General features: G+C 63.6%; 17 protein-coding genes. 10 read left to right on the top strand and 7 right to left on the bottom strand.

Annotated elements, in window-relative coordinates; all coding sequences use genetic code 11:
• Positions 1-400: 400 nt before the first annotated feature.
• The 5 genes from recJ to VJ923_RS00725 all read left to right on the top strand — a co-directional run bounded on the left by recJ (position 401) and on the right by VJ923_RS00725 (position 8,720).
• The gene (recJ, locus tag VJ923_RS00745; protein ID WP_326437507.1) at positions 401-3,748 is read left to right on the top strand and encodes a single-stranded-DNA-specific exonuclease RecJ; all 3,348 of its coding nucleotides are present in this window, start codon (positions 401-403) and stop codon (positions 3,746-3,748) included.
• Between the two features lie 97 nt (positions 3,749-3,845).
• Positions 3,846-6,185 (top strand): RelA/SpoT family protein, encoded by a 2,340-nt coding sequence (locus VJ923_RS00740; RefSeq protein WP_394355962.1) that lies wholly within the window; start codon positions 3,846-3,848, stop codon positions 6,183-6,185.
• Positions 6,186-6,187: 2 nt separating this feature from the next.
• Positions 6,188-6,862 carry an MBL fold metallo-hydrolase gene (locus VJ923_RS00735; RefSeq protein WP_326437503.1) on the top strand — a complete coding sequence of 225 codons (675 nt, stop codon included), beginning with the start codon at positions 6,188-6,190 and terminating at the stop codon, positions 6,860-6,862.
• A 154-nt stretch (positions 6,863-7,016) separates the two neighbouring features.
• A complete protein-coding gene (locus tag VJ923_RS00730; protein ID WP_326437501.1) occupies positions 7,017-8,072 on the top strand; it encodes an inorganic phosphate transporter in 1,056 nt (351 codons plus the stop codon).
• Positions 8,073-8,090: 18 nt separating this feature from the next.
• A complete protein-coding gene (locus VJ923_RS00725; protein WP_326437499.1) occupies positions 8,091-8,720 on the top strand; it encodes a DUF47 domain-containing protein in 630 nt (209 codons plus the stop codon).
• A gap of 15 nt (positions 8,721-8,735) precedes the next feature.
• Here the strand turns inward: VJ923_RS00725 and VJ923_RS00720 are convergent, their stop codons facing one another.
• Positions 8,736-9,878, bottom strand: a complete 1,143-nt coding sequence (locus VJ923_RS00720; protein ID WP_326437497.1) for a trimeric intracellular cation channel family protein — start codon at positions 9,876-9,878, stop codon at positions 8,736-8,738.
• A 3-nt stretch (positions 9,879-9,881) separates the two neighbouring features.
• A complete protein-coding gene (locus VJ923_RS00715) occupies positions 9,882-10,871 on the bottom strand; it encodes a zinc dependent phospholipase C family protein (RefSeq protein ID WP_326437495.1) in 990 nt (329 codons plus the stop codon).
• Positions 10,872-11,159: 288 nt separating this feature from the next.
• Here VJ923_RS00715 and VJ923_RS00710 point away from each other — a divergent pair, with 288 nt between their 5' ends.
• Together VJ923_RS00710 and VJ923_RS00705 are read left to right on the top strand one after the other, a co-directional pair.
• On the top strand, positions 11,160-12,437 hold the full coding sequence (locus VJ923_RS00710; protein ID WP_326437493.1) for an aspartate kinase: 1,278 nt from the start codon (positions 11,160-11,162) through the stop codon (positions 12,435-12,437).
• Between the two features lie 198 nt (positions 12,438-12,635).
• Positions 12,636-13,685 (top strand): aspartate-semialdehyde dehydrogenase, encoded by a 1,050-nt coding sequence (locus tag VJ923_RS00705; RefSeq protein ID WP_326437491.1) that lies wholly within the window; start codon positions 12,636-12,638, stop codon positions 13,683-13,685.
• 125 nt (positions 13,686-13,810) lie between these two features.
• Here the strand turns inward: VJ923_RS00705 and VJ923_RS00700 are convergent, their stop codons facing one another.
• The 4 genes from VJ923_RS00700 to VJ923_RS00685 all read right to left on the bottom strand — a co-directional run bounded on the left by VJ923_RS00700 (position 13,811) and on the right by VJ923_RS00685 (position 18,743).
• Complete coding sequence (locus tag VJ923_RS00700) at positions 13,811-15,253, bottom strand: glutamate decarboxylase (protein WP_326437488.1); 1,443 nt, start codon at positions 15,251-15,253, stop codon at positions 13,811-13,813.
• A 194-nt stretch (positions 15,254-15,447) separates the two neighbouring features.
• Positions 15,448-17,013 carry an amino acid permease gene (locus VJ923_RS00695; RefSeq protein WP_326437486.1) on the bottom strand — a complete coding sequence of 522 codons (1,566 nt, stop codon included), beginning with the start codon at positions 17,011-17,013 and terminating at the stop codon, positions 15,448-15,450.
• A gap of 199 nt (positions 17,014-17,212) precedes the next feature.
• Positions 17,213-17,956, bottom strand: a complete 744-nt coding sequence (locus tag VJ923_RS00690) for a TlyA family RNA methyltransferase (protein WP_326437484.1) — start codon at positions 17,954-17,956, stop codon at positions 17,213-17,215.
• Between the two features lie 7 nt (positions 17,957-17,963).
• Positions 17,964-18,743 (bottom strand): TatD family hydrolase, encoded by a 780-nt coding sequence (locus tag VJ923_RS00685; RefSeq protein ID WP_326437483.1) that lies wholly within the window; start codon positions 18,741-18,743, stop codon positions 17,964-17,966.
• Positions 18,744-18,918: 175 nt separating this feature from the next.
• Between VJ923_RS00685 and VJ923_RS00680 the strand changes: the two genes are divergently transcribed.
• From VJ923_RS00680 to VJ923_RS00670, 3 genes are all read left to right on the top strand, one after another.
• Entirely contained in the window at positions 18,919-19,233 is a 315-nt protein-coding gene (locus tag VJ923_RS00680) for a hypothetical protein (protein WP_326437481.1), read from the top strand.
• An 843-nt stretch (positions 19,234-20,076) separates the two neighbouring features.
• Complete coding sequence (locus tag VJ923_RS00675; RefSeq protein WP_326437479.1) at positions 20,077-20,775, top strand: hypothetical protein; 699 nt, start codon at positions 20,077-20,079, stop codon at positions 20,773-20,775.
• Entirely contained in the window at positions 20,775-21,134 is a 360-nt protein-coding gene (locus VJ923_RS00670) for a YccF domain-containing protein (RefSeq protein WP_326437477.1), read from the top strand. Before VJ923_RS00675 ends, VJ923_RS00670 begins: the two co-directional genes overlap by 1 nt.
• A gap of 47 nt (positions 21,135-21,181) precedes the next feature.
• Here the strand turns inward: VJ923_RS00670 and VJ923_RS00665 are convergent, their stop codons facing one another.
• Positions 21,182-21,544: a hypothetical protein gene (locus VJ923_RS00665; protein WP_326437475.1), complete on the bottom strand. Its 363-nt coding sequence runs from the start codon at positions 21,542-21,544 to the stop codon at positions 21,182-21,184.
• Positions 21,545-21,874 lie beyond the last annotated feature (330 nt).

The following is a 21,874-nucleotide window of genomic DNA, read 5'->3' as shown; positions in this document are numbered from 1 at the left end:
CTTGGGCGGCCGCCTTCACACTTCCATCTTCGCGCTCCCGCCTCCGCCTTCGCACTTCGCCCCTGCGCTCTGCCTTCGTACCATGCCTTCGAACTCAGCCTTCGAACCCCGCCTGCATTAACCTATACAAAAGTATGGGCATCTTCTCGATAAAGCGGAGATGAGGCCAGTTTTGTATGGATTGGCTGGAGAAAACTGCACTTTTGCATAGTTTGCAAAGGGGCGGTCGGCGCTGGGCTGCGGGCTGGGGCAGAGCGGCTTGGCAGCGGAAGGTGCGTGGAAGGCTCGAGCGGTTTGTGGATTGTAACGATGTGGCGCGGCGCGGTGACAGCGCGGGGGCTTTGTGCGAAAATACCTCTCAAGACACAAGGATAAACGCACGTTAGGTAGCCAGCACACTATGACCGCCCAATTCAGCATTCGGGAGGCCGACCCGTTAATCGTCGCGCGCTTGCAGCACGATCTCGGCCTGCCGCACTTCATTGCGACGACGCTCGTGGGCCGCGGCATCACCACGGTGCGCGCGGCCAAACGCTTCCTCTCGCCATCGCTCGACCGCGATTGGCTGAATCCCTACGACATCCCCGGCCTGTCCGAGGTGGCCGACGGCCTCATCGCCGCCATCGAGGCGAAGAAGCGCATCGTGGTGTTCGGCGACTTCGATTTGGACGGCATCTCGGCCACCACGGTGCTCACCCGCGGCTTGCGGGCACTCGGTGCCTGCGCCTTCCCGTTCATCCCGCGTCGCTTCGAGGAGGGCTACGGCATCACCGCCGCGGCCTTCGAGCGCGCCCGGGGGTTGGAGCCCGATGTGATTGTCACGGTGGACTGCGGCATCGCCTGCAAAGATGAGGTGGCCGAGATTCTGAAGACGGGCGTGGAGGTGTACATCACCGACCATCACGAGGCCGCCGATTTGGTGCCCCAGGGCGTACCGGTGGCCGACCCGAAGATGGGGGAGGGCTGCCCCAGCTCCATTCTCGCCGGCGTGGGCGTGGCCTTGAAGCTCGTGCAGGTGCTCGGCAGTCGTCTGGGATTTCCGCACCTGTGGCGCAGCTACACCGACTTCGCCACCTTGGGCACGGTGGCCGACCTCATGCCCATGCGCGACGAGAACCGGGCGCTTGTGGCCGACGGCCTGGCCCGCATGAACGAGAGCCCGCGCCCGTGCATCGCGGCGCTTCTGGCCACCACCGGCCAGGCGGGCAAGCCGCTTTCGGCCACGAACCTCTCGTTTTCGCTCGTCCCGCGGCTGAATGCGGCCGGTCGCATGGGCGACGCCGATTTGGCCCTCGACCTGCTCATGTGCGACAACTACGCCGACTGCTGCACCATGGCCGAGCGCCTGGAAGAGGTGAACGACCAGCGCCGCTCCATCGAGGCCGAGCTCTCCGACATCGCCCGCGCCCAGGCCGCCGACGTCTACCGCGGCCAGCGCGCGCTCGTGGTGGCCGGCGAGGGCTGGCACGAGGGCGTGAAGGGCATCGTGGCCTCACGGCTCGTGAACGCCTACGGCGTGCCATCGCTTTTGTTCACGGTGGACGGCGATGAGGCCCGTGGCTCGGGCCGGTCGGTGGGCAACGTGAACCTGTTCGAGGCGGTGGAATCGCTCTCGCACCTCACCACGCGCTTCGGCGGGCATGGGGCGGCTGTGGGCGTGACCATTCCCACGAAGAACCTGAAGAAATTCGCCGAGGGGCTCGATGCCTACATGCAGAAGCTGCCCGAGGCGGCCTTCCATCCCATGACCAGCGTGGATGCGGCGGTCGACCTTTCTGAGCTGACCCTTGACACCGTGGCCTTGGTGGACAGGCTCGCCCCCTTCGGCCAGGAGAACCCCCAGCCGGTGTATCTGGCCCGCAACGTGACGCTCGTGAACACGCGGGCCGTCGGCCAGACCAAAGACCACTTCGCCTGCACCCTCACCAACGGCCGCACCTCGGTGGCCGGCATCATGTTCCACTGCGCCGCCATCGACGCGCTGCTCGTGAACGACGCGGTGGTGGACGCCGCCTTCACCGTGCAAATCGATGAATGGCGCGGACGCCGTTCGGTGAAGGCCATGCTGGAAACGGTGGTCCCGGCGCGCACCTGCTGCGCTCTGGAGGCCTGCCTCGATCCGGACGCGCTGTCGTTTTTCTCGGACTTGTTCGCGGAGGCGGAAGCCGATACGGCCCCCGACCTGGCGGCGGCCGACGAGGTTCCCGAGTCGCCTCTGCCCGACTTGAGCTCCCGCCGCGCCCAATGGGAAGAGGTGGCCCGGCGCGATGCCGACGGCCTTGAGGCGGCCATCGTCTCGGCCATCATCGGCGACCGTCCGCTGCATCCGGCCCAGCGCGATATCCTCGACCGCTTGCGAGCGGGGCAATCCACCTTCGCCGTCATGGCCACGGGTCGCGGCAAATCGCTGTGCTTCCAAACTTATGCCACCTTCCGGGCGCTTACCGACCACGCGGCGAGCCTGTTCGTCTACCCGCTGCGGGCGCTCATCGCCGATCAGGTGTTTCATCTGCGCACGAGCCTCGAGCGCTTCGGCATCTTAAGCGCCGTCATCACCGGCGAGTCCACGCCCGAGGAGCGCGCCGCCGTGTACGCCGGGCTGGCCGAGGGCACGCTCGATATCGTGCTCACCACGCCGGAGTACCTCATGTTCCACACCGAGGAGCTGGCCTCATCGGGCCGCATCGGCTTTGTGGTGGTGGACGAGGCCCATCACATCGGCCAGGCCAAGGCCGGCAAGCGCTTGGCCTACACGCAGCTCGATCGGGCGCTGCGCCGCTTGGGCGACCCGGTGGTGCTCGCGGTGACGGCCACGGCCAACGATGCGGTAGCCGACGACATCGACGCGGTGCTGCCCGTGCGCGACTCGGTCATCGATGAGACGGCCCGCGAGAACCTCTACCTTGACGACCAGCGCAACATCGCCCATCGCGACGATTACCTGGCCACGCTGGTGGCCACGGGCGAGAAGACGGTCGTCTACGTGAATTCCCGCGAGCATTCCGTGGCCCTCGCGCGCCAGCTGCGCCGTCGCGTGCCCCAGCTCGCCTGCATGATCGGCTTCTACAACGCGGGGCTCTCGCGCGATGAGCGCAAGCGCATCGAGGAGCTGTTCCGCAACGACGATCTGAAAGTGCTCGTGGCGACGTCGGCCTTCGGGGAAGGGGTGGACATCCCCAACATCCGCCATGTGGTGCTCTATCATTTGCCCTTCAGCGACGTGGAGTTCAACCAGATGAGCGGCCGTGCCGGGCGCGATGGGAAGCCGGCCTGGGTGCACCTGCTCTACGGGCGGGGCGATGCCTCCATCAACGAGCGCATTCTGGCCGAGGCTACGCCCGACCACGACGTCATGGCCCAGGTCTATCGCAAGCTGCGCTCCCTGCAGCGCAGCTGCCCCAACGATTACTTCTGCGTGGCTGATGCCGATTTGGCCGAGCAGGCCTCCGATGCCTTCCGCGCGGTGAGCCCCACCTCGGCCGCCTGCGGCTTGGCGGTGTTTCGCGAGCTCGGGCTCATCGACACGCGCACCGTCTACGAGGCGGGCCGTCCCCGGCTGTGGGTGCGGGTGCGCGAAGGGGCGTCGAAGGTGGAGCTGACCGATTCGGTGCGCTACCGCGAGGGCATTGACGAGCGCCAGCTCTTCGGCGGGTTCTGCCGCTGGGCCTTGGGCACCGACGGCCAGACGCTTACCGTGCGCCTGAGCCATCCCATCGTGCCGAGAAACCGCCCGCCCCAAGGGCGCTAGCGAGAACTGTTCCGCGGCCGCATGGGCCGCGTCAAGGAGAAGGGAGGCGCCGGTGAGCGCCGAGAACAACGATGCTGTCCGCCGCGGCAGCGACGAGGTGAGCGCGGGCAAGGCCACCAAGCAGGCCGTGGACGCGCTCTTGGGCACGCCGCATCCCACGGCCGATGCCGCCGCGGCCAAGCCCGCTACCCCCGAGGAGCGCTTCGCCGAGCTGGCGCGCCTGACCGCGGCCTATATGGACGAGCAGGAAGAGGCCATGCTGCGCCGCGCTTTCGATTTCGCGAGCGCCGCCCATGCGGGCCAGTGCCGCAAGTCCGGCGAGCCGTTTATCATCCATCCCATCGAAGTGGGCATTATCCTGGCCGATCTGCGCATGGACGCCGAGACCATCACGGCGGCCTTGCTTCACGACACCGTGGAGGACACCAAGGTCACGGCCGAGGAGGTGGAGCAGACCTTCAATGCCCAGGTGCGCGTGCTGGTGGAGGGCGTCACCAAGATCACCCGCATCGAGGTGGAGTCGCTCACCGACGAGCAGGCGGCCACGATTCGCAAGATGTTCGTGGCCATGTCCAAAGACATTCGCGTCATCGTCATCAAGCTGGCCGACCGCCTGCACAACATGCGCACGCTGGCGGCCCTGCGCGAGGACCGGCGCATCTTCAAGTCCCGCGAGACGCTGGAGATCTACGCGCCCATTGCCCATCGCCTCGGCATCAACTCCATCAAGTGGGAGCTTGAGGATCTGTCGTTCTTCTATCTGGAGCCCAACAAGTACAAGCAGGTCTCGCGCATGGTCACCGAGTCCCGCGCCGAGCGCGAGAAGTACCTGGCCGACGTCATCGCCGTGCTCCACGACGAGATGGGCAAGGTGGGCATCACCGCGCAGATCATGGGGCGCCCCAAGCACCTGTATTCCATCTACCAGAAGATGACGAAGAAGGGCAAGGGCTTCTCGGAGATCTACGACCTCATCGCCGTGCGCATCATCACCTCGTCGGTGAAGGACTGCTACTCGGCGCTGGGCGCGGTGCACACCATCTGGCATCCCATGCCCGGCCGGTTCAAAGACTACATCGCCATGCCGAAGTTCAACATGTACCAGTCTCTGCACACGACGGTCATGGGCCCGGCGGGGCGCCCTTTGGAAGTGCAGATTCGCACTGAGGAAATGCACCGCAACTCCGAATACGGCGTGGCGGCCCACTGGCGCTACAAGGAGACGGGCGCCTCGCGTCCCGGCTCGGCGGACAACTTGGACGCCCAGCTCGCGTGGCTGCGCCAGATGGTGGATTGGCAGGACGAGACCGAGGACTCCCGCGAGTTTCTGAAGTCGCTGAAGATGGACCTCGACGATACCGAGGTGTTCGTGTTCACGCCCCAAGGCGAGGTTATGAGCCTGCGCGCCGGCTCCACGCCGGTGGATTTCGCCTATGCCATCCACACCGAAGTGGGCAACCACTGCGTGGGCGCCAAGGTGAACGGCTCCATTGTGCCGCTCTCCTACCAGCTGCAGGTGGGCGACCGCGTGGAGATTCTTACCCAGAAGAGCGCCAGCCCCTCCCGCGACTGGCTCAACATCGTGAAGACGCCCTCGGCACGCAGCAAGATTCGCTCCTACTTCTCGAAGATCACCCGCTCCGACGATATGCAGCTGGGCCGCGACATGCTCGTGCGCGAGATGCGCAAGCACGGGCTCGGCCTTTCCAGCGCCCAATCGATGCGGGCGCTGAAGCTGGTGGCCGACGCCCTTGGCTTCAAAGACCCCGACGAGATGTACGTGCACATCGGCACGGGCAAGGAGAAGGCCCAGCACGTCACGAACCGCCTGCTCAAGATCTTGGTGGACAAGGGCAACGAAGAGGCCGAGAAGCCCACGGTGGGCACCTCCGCCTCGTCCACGGGCATCATGGCTCCCATGCTCACCTCGGTGAAGCGCCCGAAGAAGCACGAGACCCATTCGTCCCAGGGCATTGTGGTGAAGGGCGTCGACGATGTGCTCGTGCGCCTGTCCCGTTGCTGCAACCCCGTGCCCGGCGACGACATCTTGGGCTTCGTGACCCGCGGCCGCGGCGTGTCGGTGCACCGTGCCGACTGTCCCAACGCCATCGACTTGAAGCGCCACCCCGAGCGCATCATCGACGTGGAATGGGAGGGCACGCCCTCGGCGGCCACCTACCAGGTGGAGATTTACGTGGAGGCCCTCGATCGCTTGAATCTGCTGCTCGATGTCACGCGCGTTATCTCGGAGATGGGCGCCAACGTGCTCTCGTGCAACACCACCACCCATCGCGACGGCATGGTGGAGATGCGCTTTTTGTTCCAGCTGTCCGACCTGTCGGTTATCGAGCGGATGACAAAACGTCTCTCAGAGGTCGATGGCGTCTTCGATGCCCGTAGAATGATGCCCGGACAGGGAGCCGGGAAGAAGGGATAGCCATGGCATCTGATCTCTATAACGTAAGCGGCCTATGCGTCGATGTGAGGTATCTGGTCATGGGCGCGCTTGCGAACAACGTGTATATCGTGTCCGATGGCGAGGGCACGTTCGTGGTCGATCCGACCTGCTCGGTCGATAGGATCATTGCGGCGCTTGAGGGCGAGGCGCTCGATGCCATTGTGCTCACGCATTCCCATTTCGACCATACCGGCGCCGCTGCCGAGTTGCGCGAGGCCACGGGAGCCCCGGTTATCGCCTCGGCCAAGGATGCTCCCCTGATTGAGGATCCCTCCGACAAGGACTTCGCCGCCCGCGGCGTGCCCTGCAAGGTGGACCGCACGGTCTCTCACGGCGATGTCGTGGAGGTAGGCTCCATGAAATGGAAGGTCATCGAGACCCCGGGGCACACGCCCGGCTCCATCTGCCTGTTCGACATCCCCCCGTTCGGGAACCACCCCGAGGGGCTGCCGGTGCTCATCTCCGGCGACACCCTGTTCGCCGGCACCGTCGGCCGCACCGATTTCGAGGGCGGCTCTCTGGCCGATATGCGCGCCTCTCTCAAAAAGCTCGCCGCGCTGCCCGACGACACCGCGGTGCTTCCCGGCCACAACAGCCTCACCACCATCGGTGCCGAGCGCCGTCGCGTTTTCGCGCTGTACGGCGATCCGGAGTAAGGAGCTGCGGGCGCAGGCGCGCTCCTCGGCGGCGCGGGGGCGCTCGCGTTCTCGGCTTCTCGAAAAACATGGCGGTCTGTCTCGCAGACGCATCGTCATAGGGTAGACTTGATGCAATGCGCTTTTGCGCACGGCCCTTGTTGGAAGGAACCTCGTGACCATCGAGTGGACATTTTTCCTCTCCGAGCTTATGCAGAACCCCATTCTGCTGGTGGTGACGCTGCTCAATGTCGGCGTGATCGTGGTCAACGGCGCGACTGACGCGCCCAATGCCATTGCCACGGCGGTATCCACTCGGGCCATGAAGCCCCGCCACGCCATCATCATGGCGGCGGCATTCAACTTCCTCGGCCTGCTTCTGGTGTCGCTCGTGTCCACGGCCGTGGCCCACACCATTTTCTCCATGGTTGATTTCGGCGGGAACTCCCATCAGGCGCTCACCGCTCTCATGGCGGCCATGGTGGCCATCATCGTGTGGGGCGCGGCGGCCTGGTGGTTCGGCATTCCCACGTCGCAATCCCATTCGCTCATTGCGGGTCTTACCGGCGCGGCCATCGCCGTGCAGGGCGGGCTTGGCGCCATCAACGGCGCGGAGTGGATGAAGGTCATCTACGGCATCCTGCTCTCGACGCTGCTCGGCTTCGGGCTGGGCTGGCTGAACTACCGGATCATCGGCAAGCTGTGCGCGGGCGTCGACCGCCTGAAGGCGAACAAGTTCTTCAAGTGGGCGCAGATCTGCTCCGGCGCCGGCGTGGCCTTCATGCACGGGGCCCAGGACGGCCAGAAATTCATGTCCATCTTCATGCTGGCCATCATGATGACCGCCGGCATGGGCATGAACCTGTCGGATGTGGCCATGCCTCTGTGGCTCATGATCTTCTGCGCTTTCAACATGGGCCTCGGCACGGCGGTGGGCGGCGAGCGCATCATCAAGTCGGTCGGCATGGACATGGTGAAGCTCGAGTCGTTCCAGGGCTTTGCCGCCAGCCTCTCGACGTTTTTCAGTCTGATGCTCGCTACCTTCGGCGGTCTGCCGGTGTCCACCACCCATACCAACACCACGGCCATCATGGGCGTGGGGGCGGCGAAAAATCCCAAGAGCGTGAAGTGGTCCATCGCCATCGACATGGTGAAGACCTGGGTGCTCACGTTCCCGGGCTGCGGTATCCTCGGCTTCGTATGCGCGAAGCTGTTCCTCATGATTTTGTAACGCGAGAAGGGAAGACCAGTGGCTAAGAAGCACAAGTACGATTATTTTGACGCCTACGAGGAGCTGTCCGATCTGGCGGTGCAGGAGGCAAGCGTCCTTTTGCGCGCCATGGAGAATTTCACTGACGCCGCATCGCTGCGCGCGGTGCTCGATGAGGCTCACGAGCTCGAGCATGCGGGCGACATGATCAACCACGACATCTACAAGCACGTGGGCAGCGACTTCATGCCGCCGTTCGACCGCGAGGACATCGTGGCTTTGGCCGGTGCCTTGGACAACATCCTCGACGAGATCGAAGACGTGCTGCAGTACTTCTACATGTTCGACGTGCACCAGATTCCCGACGACGCGCTGCGCTTCGCGAAGCTCATTCGCAAGTCCTGCAAGGCCGTGGACGCCGCCATGGAGGACTTCCGCAACTTCAAGAAGTCGAAGAACTTCAAGCAGCTCATCATCCAGGTGTCCGACAACGAGGAAGAGGCCGACGGGCTGTACGTGGAGGTAATCCGCAACCTGCACGTGAACCATGCCGAGGAGCCCATGCACGTGCTGAAGTGGTCGCGCCTGTACGCCTTCATGGAGAGCTGCTGCGACGCCTGCGAGCATACTGCCGACCTCATGAGCACCATTTTGCTGAAGAACATGTAAGCGCGGACCGGGCGCCTACTTCTGCTTGGGGCGCTTATGGTCGCGGGGGTTGTGCTGGGGCTTCTTCGGATCGGGCGTTTGGGGCTCGAAGGGGTCGAAGGCGGGCGCGCACGCCTTGGCCGCATCGCCGGCCGCCGTCTCGCGCGGCCCCTCTTCGGCGGCCGACTGCTCGCCGGTGCGGCGAGGCTCTTGCTCCAGGCCGATGATGCGGTAGAGCTCGTCGCGGTCGACGAAGAGGCGGTCGGAGGGGTCCGGCGTCGCCTCGGCTACATGCTCGTCCTCCTCGGCGAGGGGGACTTCCAGCTGGTCCATGAGGACGGTGGGCTGGAAATGCTCCGAGCCGTCGTCCATCCACCGCCCGCTCATGCGGTCGTAGAGGCGCTTGCCCTTGCGCTTGAAGCGCTCGAGCTTCGTGGATCCCTGGCGCTCGCGGGCGGTTTTGCCCATGGGCACATGGACCTTGCGGGCGATGAAGCGCACGGGGCGCGCGACGCTTTCCACCACGGTGTCGGAGTAGTCGCGGGGCGGCTTGGTGCGCCAGCCCATGATGAGCGACAGGTAGCGCAGGCCCATGATGAGGCCGGCGCACAGAGCCCCGGCTGCGTCGGGCAGGATGCCGTTGACCTTCATGGGGCAATACACGATGCAGCCGATAAGGGCCGCGCTTCCGTAGATGGGCCCCGCCTGGAAGGCCACGGGCTGGCGGTTCATGAGCACGTCGCGGGAGATGCCCCCGCCAATAGCGGTGATGGTTCCAAGCACCACCGAAGGGATAATGCCCAATCCCGCCGAGAGGCTCTTAGAGGCGCCGATGATGGCCCACAGGGCCACCGAGATGTTGTCCAGCAAGTCGACGATGGGATCCAGGTAGGTGGCGAGCTTGCCGAAGTAGAACACCACGACGCCGGCAAGGGCGCAGGAAAACAGAAACCAGGGGCTTTGAAAGGCGTACAGCCCGAATTCACCGTAGCCCTGCAGAAGAATATCGCGGATGATGCCACCTCCCATACCGGTGATGCACGCGATGGCCACGGTGCCGAAGATATCGTAGCGAGCGCGCACGGCGGACATGCCGCCGGACAGGCCGCCGGTAACGGTAGCGGCGAGCTCGAACCAGAAGGGAAGGGCGAAGGCTGTCTCAAGAACGGGGCCGGTCATGGTCTATCCTCGCTCGGCCGCAGGGGCGCTCTCGGCGTCTTCCACGCTTACGACGAGGGCGACCACAGGCTCTCCGTAGAAGTTCATGTCGACGGTGAGGCGGTGGGCTGCATCCAGGTCGAAGTCGTCGGCATCGAGGACGGCGAGGGCCTCGAGGGCGGCCACGCGCGCTTGGTCGTACAGATCCCAGAAGCTCGCATGGCTTTCGGCATCGGTGGCGGGATGGCGCCAAGGGGCGCGCTCGGCGTTGGCGAAGGCCGAGTAGGTGCGCTCGCTGGCGCGATGGCTCATGGCGTCGGTCATGGCATGGGGGCGCACAAGGCGCTCAGCTGCGGAAAGCACCGCGCGCTTGGCGCCGGTTGGGGAGTAGAGGGCCTGCTGGGCAAGGCGGTTCGCGCGCACGGCGCTCTTGAACAGGGAGGGGGGCACGTCAAGGTCGAAGGCCTCCCGGGCCGCCGCGGCGTACAGGCGCCCCACGGCGTCGAGCATGCCGTCGCGCCCTTTGAGGATGGCCGTCGCCGGGCGATAGGTGGCCACGGTCTCGCCGCGCTTGGCGGTAAGCACCAGCTCGTCGAGCTCGGTTTCCACCACGGCGTGCACCTCGGACGCGTCCTCGGCGCCGAGCCCTTCCACGCCGGCATCGCACAGGGCGTGAACCTGACTGAGGATGAGCGGGTGAACGGCGCGGTCGAGCAGATAGTGGCACACATAGCCCATCACGTAGGCGCGGCCCATGGAACGTTCGCGGGCCGGCAGCTTTCGAACGGCGCCCTTGAGGGCGACGAGAAACTCCGCCGGCCGCGTGCGGTGCAGCGTGCTCGCCAGCTTCCCCACGCGGCGGTAGCGCGGGTCGGGCGCGATGAAGAACAGCGGGTCGGGCCCTTGGTTGCCCAAGAGGAAGGCTTCGGCCTCGTCGCGGGAGCCGCCGACGGACGTGAAGGTGTCGCCGTAGATGTCCTTAGCGAACAAATCGTGGGTGATGATGGCCGGCACGGTTCCTCCCTTCCTGCAATTCTTCCAAAAACGCGAAGCGACCATAATAGGCATTGGGCTCATCATAAACAATGGGCCGGGCGTAAGCGGCTTTGGCGGGGTGTCCGTCGGAAAACCGACACACGCAAGCCGCCTGATTGCCGCCCTGTCGCCTGCCTCCTGCGGGCGCTTCTGCCACAGAAACGACTTTGTGGGCCTCGGGCTTTCTCGCGGGGCGGTCAATTTTGCTATAGTGTTGCCCATTGCATTCAAGGAACTTTTCTCTCGAAGCGAAGGGGAACAAGCGCAATGGCTCTGATCGTCGCGAAATTCGGAGGCACCTCGGTGGCCTCTCCCGAGCGCATCAAGAACGTCGCCAAGCGCCTGGTGGGCATGCGCCAGCGTGGAGACGAGGTGGTAGCAGTGGTTTCGGCCATGGGCAAGACCACCGACGAGCTCATGGGGCTTGCCTCCGCGGTGACCGCCGCGCCCCCGGCCCGCGAGCTGGACCGATTGCTCTCCACCGGCGAGCAGGTGTCCATGACCCTTTTGGCCATGGCCATCGAGGCTCTGGGCTACAAGTCCATCAGCTTCACGGGCCGCCAGGCGGGCATCGAGACCAACGGCACTCACAACAAGGCGCGTATCGTCAAGGTGCACAACGAGCGCATCTTAGACGCGCTGGACGACGGCGCCATTCCCGTGGTCGCCGGCTTTCAGGGCATCGACGCCAACGGGGATATCACCACGCTCGGCCGCGGCGGATCGGACACCACGGCGGTGGCCATCGCCTGGGGCATCAACGCCGATGTCTGCGAGATCTACTCCGATGTCGACGGCGTCTACACCACCGACCCGCGCATCGCTCCGCGGGCCAAGAAGCTCGATTCCATCTGTTACGACGACATGCTGGAGCTTTCCAGCGCCGGCTCGGGGGTGCTGCAGAGCCGCGCGGTGGAGTTCGCCCGCAAGTGGAAAGTGGTCATTCATTCTCGCTCCGCGTTCTCGGAGGCCGAGGGAACCTACGTCAAGGAGGAGTACGTTATGGAAGAAGCCGTCATCACCGGCATCGCCAGTGACACGTCGGAGGTGAAGGTGACCATTCGCCAGGTGCCCGATGCGCCGAGCGTGGCCGCCCGCGTGTTCGGCGCTTTGGCCGCCGCCAACGTGAATTTGGACATGATCATCCAGAACGTCTCCGAGGCCGGTTACACCGATATCTCCTTCACCACGCCGGGAGCCGATTTGCCGCGCGCGGTGGAGACCATGGAGCGCATCGTGCCGGAGATCGGCGCCCGCGAGTATATCGTCGATGAGGACATCGCCAAGGTGTCGCTCGTGGGCACGGGCATGAAGTCCTCTCCGGGCGTGGCCTCGCGCACCTTCCAAACTTTGGGCGACAACAACATCAACATCATGGCTATCTCCACGTCCCCCATCCGCTTGTCCATGATCGTGGACGCGGCCCAGGCCACCCAGGCCGTGCAGTGTTTGCACACGGCCTTCGGTTTGGATTCCGACGACGTGTTCGTGGAGACCCAGCTCTCGGCCGAGGAAATTGCGGCCAAAATGAAGAAGGGGCGCTAGCCTTTCGCGTTCGTCCGCGCCGCGGCGGCCGGGAGGGGTATGCCGAGTACCCGCTCCGCTGTTCGCCTTCGGCTCAGGCGCTTCGCTCCTTCATGCATGTATGGGCGCCCTTCGGGCGCGAAAAGAAAGTGTTCAGAGAACTCGGCATACCCCTCCCGGCCGCCGCGGCGCTGCCGGGACGACGCGAAAGGACTTTTGATGGCTTGGACGAAGGAAATGCCGGCTCATCCGGTGGTGGCCGTGGCGGGAGCGACGGGCGCGGTGGGACAGGAGTTTCTGCGCGTGCTGCACGATGTCGATTTCCCTGCCAGTGAGGTGCGCGCGCTGGCGAGTGCCCGCTCTGCCGGCAAGACGGTGGCTTTCGAGGGTTGCGGGCAGGTACCCGCAGGTGAGCTTGTGGTGCGGGAGATGACACCCGAGTCCTTCGAGGGTGTCGATATCGCCCTGTTCTCGGCCGGCGCGGGCGTGTCCAAGCAGATGCGCGAGGCCGTCACTGCCGCTGGCGCGGTGATGATCGACAACTCCAGTGCCTTCCGCATGGACGAGGACGTGCCGCTGGTGGTGCCCGAGGTGAACCCGCAGGATGTGGCGTGGCACTCCGGCGTCATCGCGAACCCGAACTGCTCCACCATTCAGATGGTGGTGGCCTTAAAGCCGCTTTACGACCTGTCGCCCATCAAGCGCGTGGTGGTGTCCACCTACCAGGCCGCCTCTGGTGCCGGCGCGCCGGCCATGGCCGAGCTCTTCGATCAGACGCGCGATTACCTGAACGGCACGCCCGATGACGAGCTGACCATTGAGGCCTTCGCCCATCGCATCGCCTTCAACACCATTCCGCACATCGACGTCTTTTTGGACGACGGCTCTACCAAAGAAGAGTGGAAGATGGTCGTTGAGACCAAGAAGATCATGGGCGACGAGAACATCGAGGTGGCCGCTACCTGCGTGCGCGTGCCGGTGCTGCGTTGCCACGGCGAGTCCATCAACGTCGAGTTCGCCGACGAGGTGACGGTCGAGGCGGCCCGCGCGGCTCTTGCGGCCGCCCCCGGCGTCCAGATGATGGACGAGCCCGAGAACAAGGTGTACCCCATGCCCGGCCTGCTCGCCGGCACCGACGGCACCTTCATCGGACGCTTGCGCAAGGACCCGACCGTCGAGCACGGCCTGGCCTTCTGGGATGTGGCCGACCAGATTCGCAAGGGCGCGGCCTTGAACGCCGTCCAGATCGCCCAGCTGCTGTTGCCGTAGGAGCCCCCGCTTGGCCGCAGGCGGCTTTTCGCGAGCAAAACATCGGGCGAGCCCCGCGAGCCGGTATTCCGGCTGCGGGGCTCGCCCGTTTCAGTTGCGCTTGCCTTGCGCTCGCTTAGATGCGCTTAGCGTCCGCTATGATCGAAGGACTTCTTCCCGATGTTGGTATCCTGAGCACCGATGACGGTGGCGTTGTCGAGGTTCTTGATCTCGGCGGCCATGTCCTTCAGGAACTTGTCGGCCATGGTCATGGACAGGTCGGCGCGAGTCACGATACGCTGGCAGATGACGTCCTCCATGTTCGCCGGCAGCGGGTAGGCCGGAATCTGCCAACCGTGCATGCGCAGACGGTCGTCCAAGTCGTAGAGCGTCCACTTCTTGCCGGCGGCCGGGTCCAGGCTCCAGCAGAGGATCGGAATCTCGGTGGCCTCTTCGTACATGATGAAGATGCCCATCTTCTTGATGCCTTCTACCAGATGATGCGCCACGTCCATGGTGCGCTGCTGGATTTCCTTGTAGCCCTCGAAGCCGTTGCGCGTGAACACGTAGTACTGGCCGATGATCTGGGAGGCGGAGCGGCTGAAGTTGATGGCCATGGTGGCCTCTTGGCCGCCCAGGTAGCTCACCCAGAAAATCAGGTCCTCGGGCAGGGCCTCCTTGGAGCGCCACTCGATCCAGCCGATGCCCGGATACACCAGGCCGTACTTATGGCCGGAGGTGGAAATGGACCACACGTTGGGCAGGCGGAAGTCCCACTCGAGGTCGGGCTCGATGAAGGGGGCCACAAATCCGCCGGAGGCAGCGTCCACGTGGATGCGCACGGGCATGTTGGTGGTCTTGTTGTACTCGGTCAGGGCGGCGTCGATGCCCTTCACGTCGTCGTAGCGACCGGTGTAGGTGATGCCCAAGATGCAGACCACGGCGATGGTGTGGTCGTCGACGTACTTCATGCACTCCTCAGGCGTCATGTACAGATGGTCGGCGTCCATGGGCACCTCGCGCATCTCGATGTCCCAGTAGCGGCAGAACTTCTCCCAGCAGACCTGATAGCCGCTGGTAATTACGAGGTTGGGGCGATGCGACGAGTAGATGTCGATGCCGGCCTCTTTCGCCAGGGCCTTCCAGCGGAACAGGGCGGCCAGGCCGCCGAGCATGCAGGCCTCGGAGGAGCCCACAGTGGAGGTGCCCATGGGCTGCTCGTTCTGGTCGGCGTGCCACAGATCCTGGATGATGCGCACGCAGCGGTTCTCCAGATCGGCTGTCATCGGGTACTCGTCCTTGTCGATGGCGTTCTTGTCGAGGGTCTCCGTCATAAGTTCGGTGGCCTCGGGCTCCATGTAGGTTTGGACGAAGGTGCACAGGTTCTGATGGGCGTTGCCCTCGGTGCCGATGTACTCGCGAATGATCTCGCTGGCGATGCGGGGCTCGATGGGCTCGCGGTTGAGCTTGGTCGTGGGCATCTCGGCGTCGGAGGCATAGGAGCCGAAAATCGGGCTCAAATACCCGGTCTGGGAATCCATTTCGCCGAGCTCCTCGGTGGAAACGAGCTTTACGTCTTTGTCGGTCATGGCAGTCTCCTTTGCTGCGTGCGGTACCGGGTTTTCGACGGGGCACCAGGGAATAGGGTAGTCGGGGCGGATAGATGTTATGCGCAGCGGACGCATTGCTGAAACGCGCTCGCGAATCGCAGAGGGGGCGGCGTCGCGCGGGACGCCGGGGGTGGGGCGCAAGGTATGGGCCTGCGCCCCAAAGAGATTGGCGTCTAGCCTGCCGGATGCGGGGCCTTGGGGCCGCTGGTCGGCGTCTTGGCGGACATCTGCTTCTGGGCGGTGTGCGTGGTGCCATCCCAGTGGTGGCGCAGCCCGTAGATGACGAACGGGATAGCCACCGACACGGCCCAGCAGATGAGCAGGGTGACCACGTAGACCACGTTGGCCTCAGCCGTCAGCTCGCTGGAGGGGAAGAACGAAACCACCAGGGCGAACAGGGACAGCACCAAGCCGCACGCGGCGACGATGCACTTGCCCACCTTGCCGCCGAACACGTTGAACACGCGGGGCTTGTCGGCGCCCTTCAGCACCAGCTTGAAATAGCCGAGGAAGAACAGCACGTAGCCGACCAGGTAGATGACCACGGTCAGGCCCACGGCGGTCAGATAGGCCACCGACGAGCTGGAGCCGCCCGACAGGGCCATGGAGCCGCACAGCACGGCATCCCAGATGGTAACGATAATGCCCTGGATGACGACGGTTTTCACGCTGACGCCGTTCTTGTTGGTCTTGGCGAACGACTTCGGGAGAATGCCCTCGTCAGCGGTGGCCAGAAGGGCGCGGGAGGGGCCGACGATCCACGAGGAGATTTCGGCGAGCACGCCGGCGGCCAGAAGGAAGGCCACCACATACACGAGCCAGCCCATGTGGAAGTGGGCGTCGAAGATGGCGGCGAACGAGGCGATGACGCCATCGCTCATGTTGCCCTCGAGCTGCTCGAGCGGGATGGTCATGGCCACGGCCATGCCGCCGAGGGTGTCGAGCAGAATCGTGAGCACGCACAGCACGATCATGACGAGCGGGTAGATCTTGCCGGGGTTCTTAAGCTCGTTGACATGGGAGGCCGAGGCCTCGACGCCGGCGAAGGCCAGGATGAACGAGGCGAAGATGACCAGCGTGCCGGTTTGGGTGAAATCGGGCACGATGGCATCGGCGTTCAGGGCGAGCTGCGAGACGCCGCCGGTAACGAGGTAGGCGACCAGGCCGATCATCAGCACCACGGCAGGTACGAGCACGCCGCCGAAAAAGCCGATCTTAGCGATGCGGGCCGTCAGCTTCGTGCCGCCGAGCTGGGTCAGAGTGAGCGCCCATACAATAATGGCTACGCCGACGAACATGACGAGCGGATTATTGTAGAGGGCGTCCCATCCCACCATGTAGGATATGGCAGCCAGCACGAAGAAGGCCATGGTGACAAATCCCACGGTAATTTGGAACCACTGGTAGAATAGGGCCGCAAACCCCCAGCGCTTGCCCAGGGTGTTGCCGACCCAGGCGAAGATTCCGCCGTTTTCCCAACCCTTGACCGTGGCCATCTCGGCCGCGCACAGGGCAACGGGCAAAAACCAGAAAACGCCGCCCAGGATCAGGAAGAAGATCAGGTGCATGCCCGAGGAGGCGAAGTTCGGATAGGCGTAAACGGTCATCACCATGGATGCGGTGATGGCGAAAAAGCCGAAGAAGCCGAGCGTACGCACGGACGATGCCGTTTTGGAGGCGCTCGACGGGCTGCCGGACGATGGCGAGCTTGGGGTGAGCGTCGATTGGGATGTGCTCATAGTCACTCCTCTCCGCAATATTGCGCCTGACGTTCCAGGCGCGCTGACTGTCGGCACAGTTGCCGACAAAGAGAGGGTACGCCCGGCGAGACGCTAGGTTCGCAGGGTGGCTCGAGACGTTTTTATCGGGGGAGCGATACGTTGCCGCGCCGTTGGAATTGCCAGGTCAAAGCTATGGCGGCGGTCGGAGCGCTGGTGCTTAGCCGCCCATGACGGCGCGCACGAGGTACTCCACGTTGCCTTCGGGACCGGTGATGGGCGATTCTGTCACGCCCGCAACCTTGAAGCCCGCGGCGGTGAGGGCGGCCTTCACCTCTTCCACGGTGCGAAGCCGCACGGCTGCATCGCGCACGACGCCGTGGTCGGTCTCGTCGTGGGCCGATTCGAACTGAGGCTTCACCAGGCCGATGAAAATAGTGCCCGGACGGCTGAAGCGGGGGAAGAGGGGGGCGAGCGCCGCCAGGCCGATGAAGGACACGTCGATGACGATGAGGTCGAAGGGGGCGCCGAGGGCCGCCGGGTCGGCGCTTTTGATATTGGTGCGCTCGAAGACGGCCACGCGCCCATCCTGCCGCAGCTTCCAAGCGAGCTGGCCGTAGTTCACATCGAGCGCCGCTACGCGGGCGGCGCCGGCTTGCAGCAGGCAGTCGGTGAAGCCGCCGGTAGATGAGCCGATGTCCAGGCAGTTCATGCCCGCGACGTTCTGTCCGAAGACATCCAGGGCCCCTTGCAGTTTGTGACCTCCACGCGAGACGAACTGCTTGCGCCCGCGCAGGAAGATTTCGGCGTCGGGGGGCACTTGAGCGGCGGCGCTCGTTACGTACACATCGTTTACCCGCACCTCGCGGGCCATGACGGCGCGCAGCACGGCATCGCGCGTGGGGAAATCGCCCCGCTCGATCAGCAGGTCGTCCAGGCGCATTTTCTTCGGCTTCTTTTCCATAGGGCCATTATAGCTCGAGAAGGCGGCGGCTCGTTTCCGCAAGACGCTCGGCGACCTCGGCGGTCGGCAGCTCTTTGAGCTGGGAGAGGCCCGCAAGCGCATTGCCCAGCTCGGCCCGCCATAGGCCGGCGGGCAGCGGGTCGCCGGCACGGGAGGGCATGTCGGTTTCCAGCAGCAGGCGGTCGAGCGGAATCTGTCGCGCGTATGCGCGTCCGCGTCGCGAGGCGAGCATACGCGGTCCTACGGAGAAAAAGCCGCCGGCCCGCACGGTGCGAGCCATATCGCCGGAGGTGCCCGAGAACCAATGGAACACAACCTGGTGGCGCGCAAAGGCGTCGGCTTCTTCAAGCAGGTCGAGAACGACGGATGCGGCGTTGACCGCATGGAGGGAGAGGAGCTTTTCGCCAGCGCCTTTGTTGCAGGCCCGCAGGATGCGCTCAAGCGCCTGCGTCTGCCGCATGCGGCTTTCGGCCGCATCGCGGGCTCCGGAGAAGTCGAGGCCGATTTCGCCGATGTAGCTTGTCGTGGGCGCTTGGGCGCAGAAACTCTCCAGCTCCTGCGCGCTTATGCGGCCGTCGGCGATCCACCAGGGGTGCGCCCCCAGGCCAAGCTGCACGTTTTCGCAAGGTGTCAGCAGGGGAGAGAGCCGCTCGTATTCCGCCGGTTCAACGGTGCACGAAAGCGCGCCGATGCCCGCGCGCTGGCCCGCCTCGGCCGCCGCCGCCGGATTGGGCGTGAATCCTAGATGGCAATGCATGTCGAAAAGCTCTTCCATAGGGCCCAGCATACCAGAAGCCCCTCTCGCCCGGACGCTTCTTCGCGGGCGCAATGTGGACGCTCTGTGGCGAACGGGTAACGCATGCCCCTGCCGCCGCCGCAAGGTTTGACCCTGCGGCCCATCGTCTTACAATCGAAAACCGCAAACGCACGAGCCCTATTTCGAAGGAAGCGATCGAGTTTTTATGGCAGAGTTGCTCGAAGCGATCATGCTCATCTGTTTCGGCCTGTCCTGGCCCCTTAACGCGTACAAGAACTACAAGGCGGCCACGGCCGTCGGCACCAGCTGGCAGTTCATCGCCCTAATCACCGCGGGTTATTTCGCTGGCATTGCCGCTAAGTTCGTGTCGGGGAACTTGAACTGGGTGCTCGTCGTCTACTTCATCAACGTCGTTTGCATTGCTGCCAACTGGCTCGTCTACTTCCGCAATCTCCGCCTTGACGCCCAGCGCGCCCGCACGGTAGTCGCAGAGGAGGAAGCCCTCATTGTCGTGGCATAGCGCGCCCACCCACCCCGAAGATCGGGGTTGCCTGCGTTCTTCTCGTCGTGACGTCGCGCGCGCCTAGTCGTTGAGGGCGGCTTCGGGGTCTTCGTTGGCGCCGAGGTCCTCGGTAAAAAGCATCTCTCGTGTTCTTGAAAACTCCCTCCGAAGCAGATAGTCCGGCGAGTCATGGTGCGATTACGCGCGAAGAGCGGAAGCAACGTTTAGCGAGCAGCTAATGCGGAGACCCGTACGACTTTTTAGAATAGGATGGATTCGAGGAGCGCTTGCGCTTTCTGACGACGTCCCCGCTCTTTCCTGCTGGTTTGGGTATCCCGGTCGAGATTGATTGGAGCATGTCGTGTTGATTAAATGTCCCGAGTGCGGCGCTGATGTGAGCGATAGGGCTTGCGCTTGTATAAAATGCGGATGCCCACTTGGAAGCGCCGCCGACGAGAGCAGCGGGACGGTGATTGTCTACGGGCTCTCGCAAATGAATCTCATAGGCGGCTCTCTAAAGATATACGTTAATGGTGTTTATACGGGCACGGTTAAAAAACATGGAGTGCTTGAGTTTTCAATCGGAGAGGATTCTACTATCACCGCAAAATGCGGCATTAATCCTAGCGAAGGGTCTATCGAGGCCAGAGTTGGGAGAACGACCAAAATTAAGTACGATTACAATCGTATAACTGGTTGTTTGGTCCCCCAGATTGTCGATGAGGTTGTCAATCGTCCGGCATTTTAAACCTAGGGATCGTCTTCTGGGAAAGTTATGAAGTTCGAGAGAGTTGCGAGTAAACGAAGAAAAACGTATATCGTCGTTTGGTAAGAAACTCGTGGCGTGAATGGGGGATCAGCATGGACGGGAAGGATGTTGCAGAGGCGGCAGCGGCTGTAGCGGCAATGATGGGGAAGATTCAAAATCCGAAAGTCAAAGCTGCTGCAAAAGCGGTGCAGAAGGCTGCACCCGCGGTTGCGATGGCTGCGCAGGTTGCTCCTGCGGCCGCCAAGGCTGCGGCGCCGGTCGTAAAGAGGGCTGGTCACGCTGCGGCTGGAGCAGCTGGTGCCGCTAAGGGTAAAGTTGTTGAAGCTGTTGGAGATGGCAAAGATAAGCTGAAGGAAAAAACTCGAGCAGCCTCCGAGAGAAAGCAGCAGCGGGCGGCGCAACTCGAGGCTCGAAAGGAATTACTCTCATGTGCGCCGGTGGTTATTGATGCCGAGGCGCTGAGAGTCAATTCGGGAGATCGCAGAGATGTAAGTGCAGGTCAGTTCGTTAGTTTCCCCGGTTGTTACGCTGCGATAACCTACGGGAAGAAGTTCAGCGAAAAACATGCTGCTGAATATCGCGAGGCTCGTGTGTTCTATTCCGATGACATGGGGCGTTCGATCATTGATGACATAGAAGGACGGGGAGACGTCGATATCTACGCAGATGCGAAGTATGATCAGAGTGTTAGATTTTACTTATTCCCTTGTGACGAGGGGAATTCTGCCAAGCTTTTGGAGTCTTTGTCGCAAGTGCTGGTCGAAGGCGACAACGTAGAAGCGTGCGCATAATGTCCACTATCGCGAACATAATTTGGATTATCTTTGGCGGCCTGCTTACGGCTATTGCGTGGTGTCTGGTGGGAATTATTTTCTACATCACCATCATCGGCATTCCCCTGGGGCGGCAGTGCTTCAAGATGGCGTCGCTCACGCTGGCACCCTTCGGGAAGACCATCGTGTACGGCGGCGGAGCGCCGTCGCTTATTGCCAATATCTTTTGGCTTATTCTGGCGGGTCTTCCGATGGCGTTTTCTTACGTCGTGCTGAGCGTTGTCTACTGCATTTCGGTTATTGGGGTTCCCGTTGGGCTCCAATGCTTCAAAATGGCCAAGCTTTCACTGCTGCCTTTTGGGGCGAAGGTTGTCTAAAGCAAGTGGGCGGATAATCCGCCCACTTTTGTTCGAACGATGCGCGCTTAGTCGTTGAGGGCGGCTTCGGGGTCTTCGTTGGCGCCGAGGTCCTCGGGGACGGTTTGCTCCTCGAATTCGGTCTGGGCGGCGCGCTCGGCCTGGGTGGGGTTCATCCAGTCGCCGGCGGCGGCGAAGGCGACGCAGAGGAGGACGACCGCCGCGACGGCGACGATGGCCCAAATAAGGCCGGGATGCTTGCGGGTGCTTCCCTTGGGGCCGCCCCGGTCGACTTCGAACTCCTGCATGGCGGGAAACTGCGGGTCGCTCGCGGAGGATTCAAGGACGTCGGGCTGCTCGGCGGCCAAAGGGTCGCGCTCGGCGAAAGTCTTGCGTTGTTTTTCGTGCTCGTTATGCTTGTGCTCGCTCATGGGTCGTCCTCTCTCTCAAAGCCGTGCACGGTGGAGGCAATCCGGGCCACCGCGCCCGTCCGTTTGCTGTGCCGCCCGCATCGCACGGCGGGTTTCTCCGCTCGGCCGAACCGGCGGGCTTGCTCCATTGATGCAAGAGAGATGGTAGTGCCCGCAAGGCTTCATGGGCTCGTTGCCCGCCAGCAGAGGGCAATTGTTGGGCAAACTGCTTCGTTTTCGTTGAAATTAGCCCTGCGGGGATGATGCCGCTGGGCGCTGGGGGATGATGCGCTCGCTTGGCGACTGGTTATGGTAGAGCCGAAGAGGTCCCGCGCTTACGCGGGAGAAGCA

The organism is Adlercreutzia shanghongiae (assembly GCF_035830635.1).
In the GTDB taxonomy this organism is placed as follows: domain Bacteria; phylum Actinomycetota; class Coriobacteriia; order Coriobacteriales; family Eggerthellaceae; genus Adlercreutzia; species Adlercreutzia shanghongiae.
The sequence above is the reverse complement of the archived record's forward strand: the minus strand, read 5'-3'. Positions and strand labels throughout refer to the sequence as shown.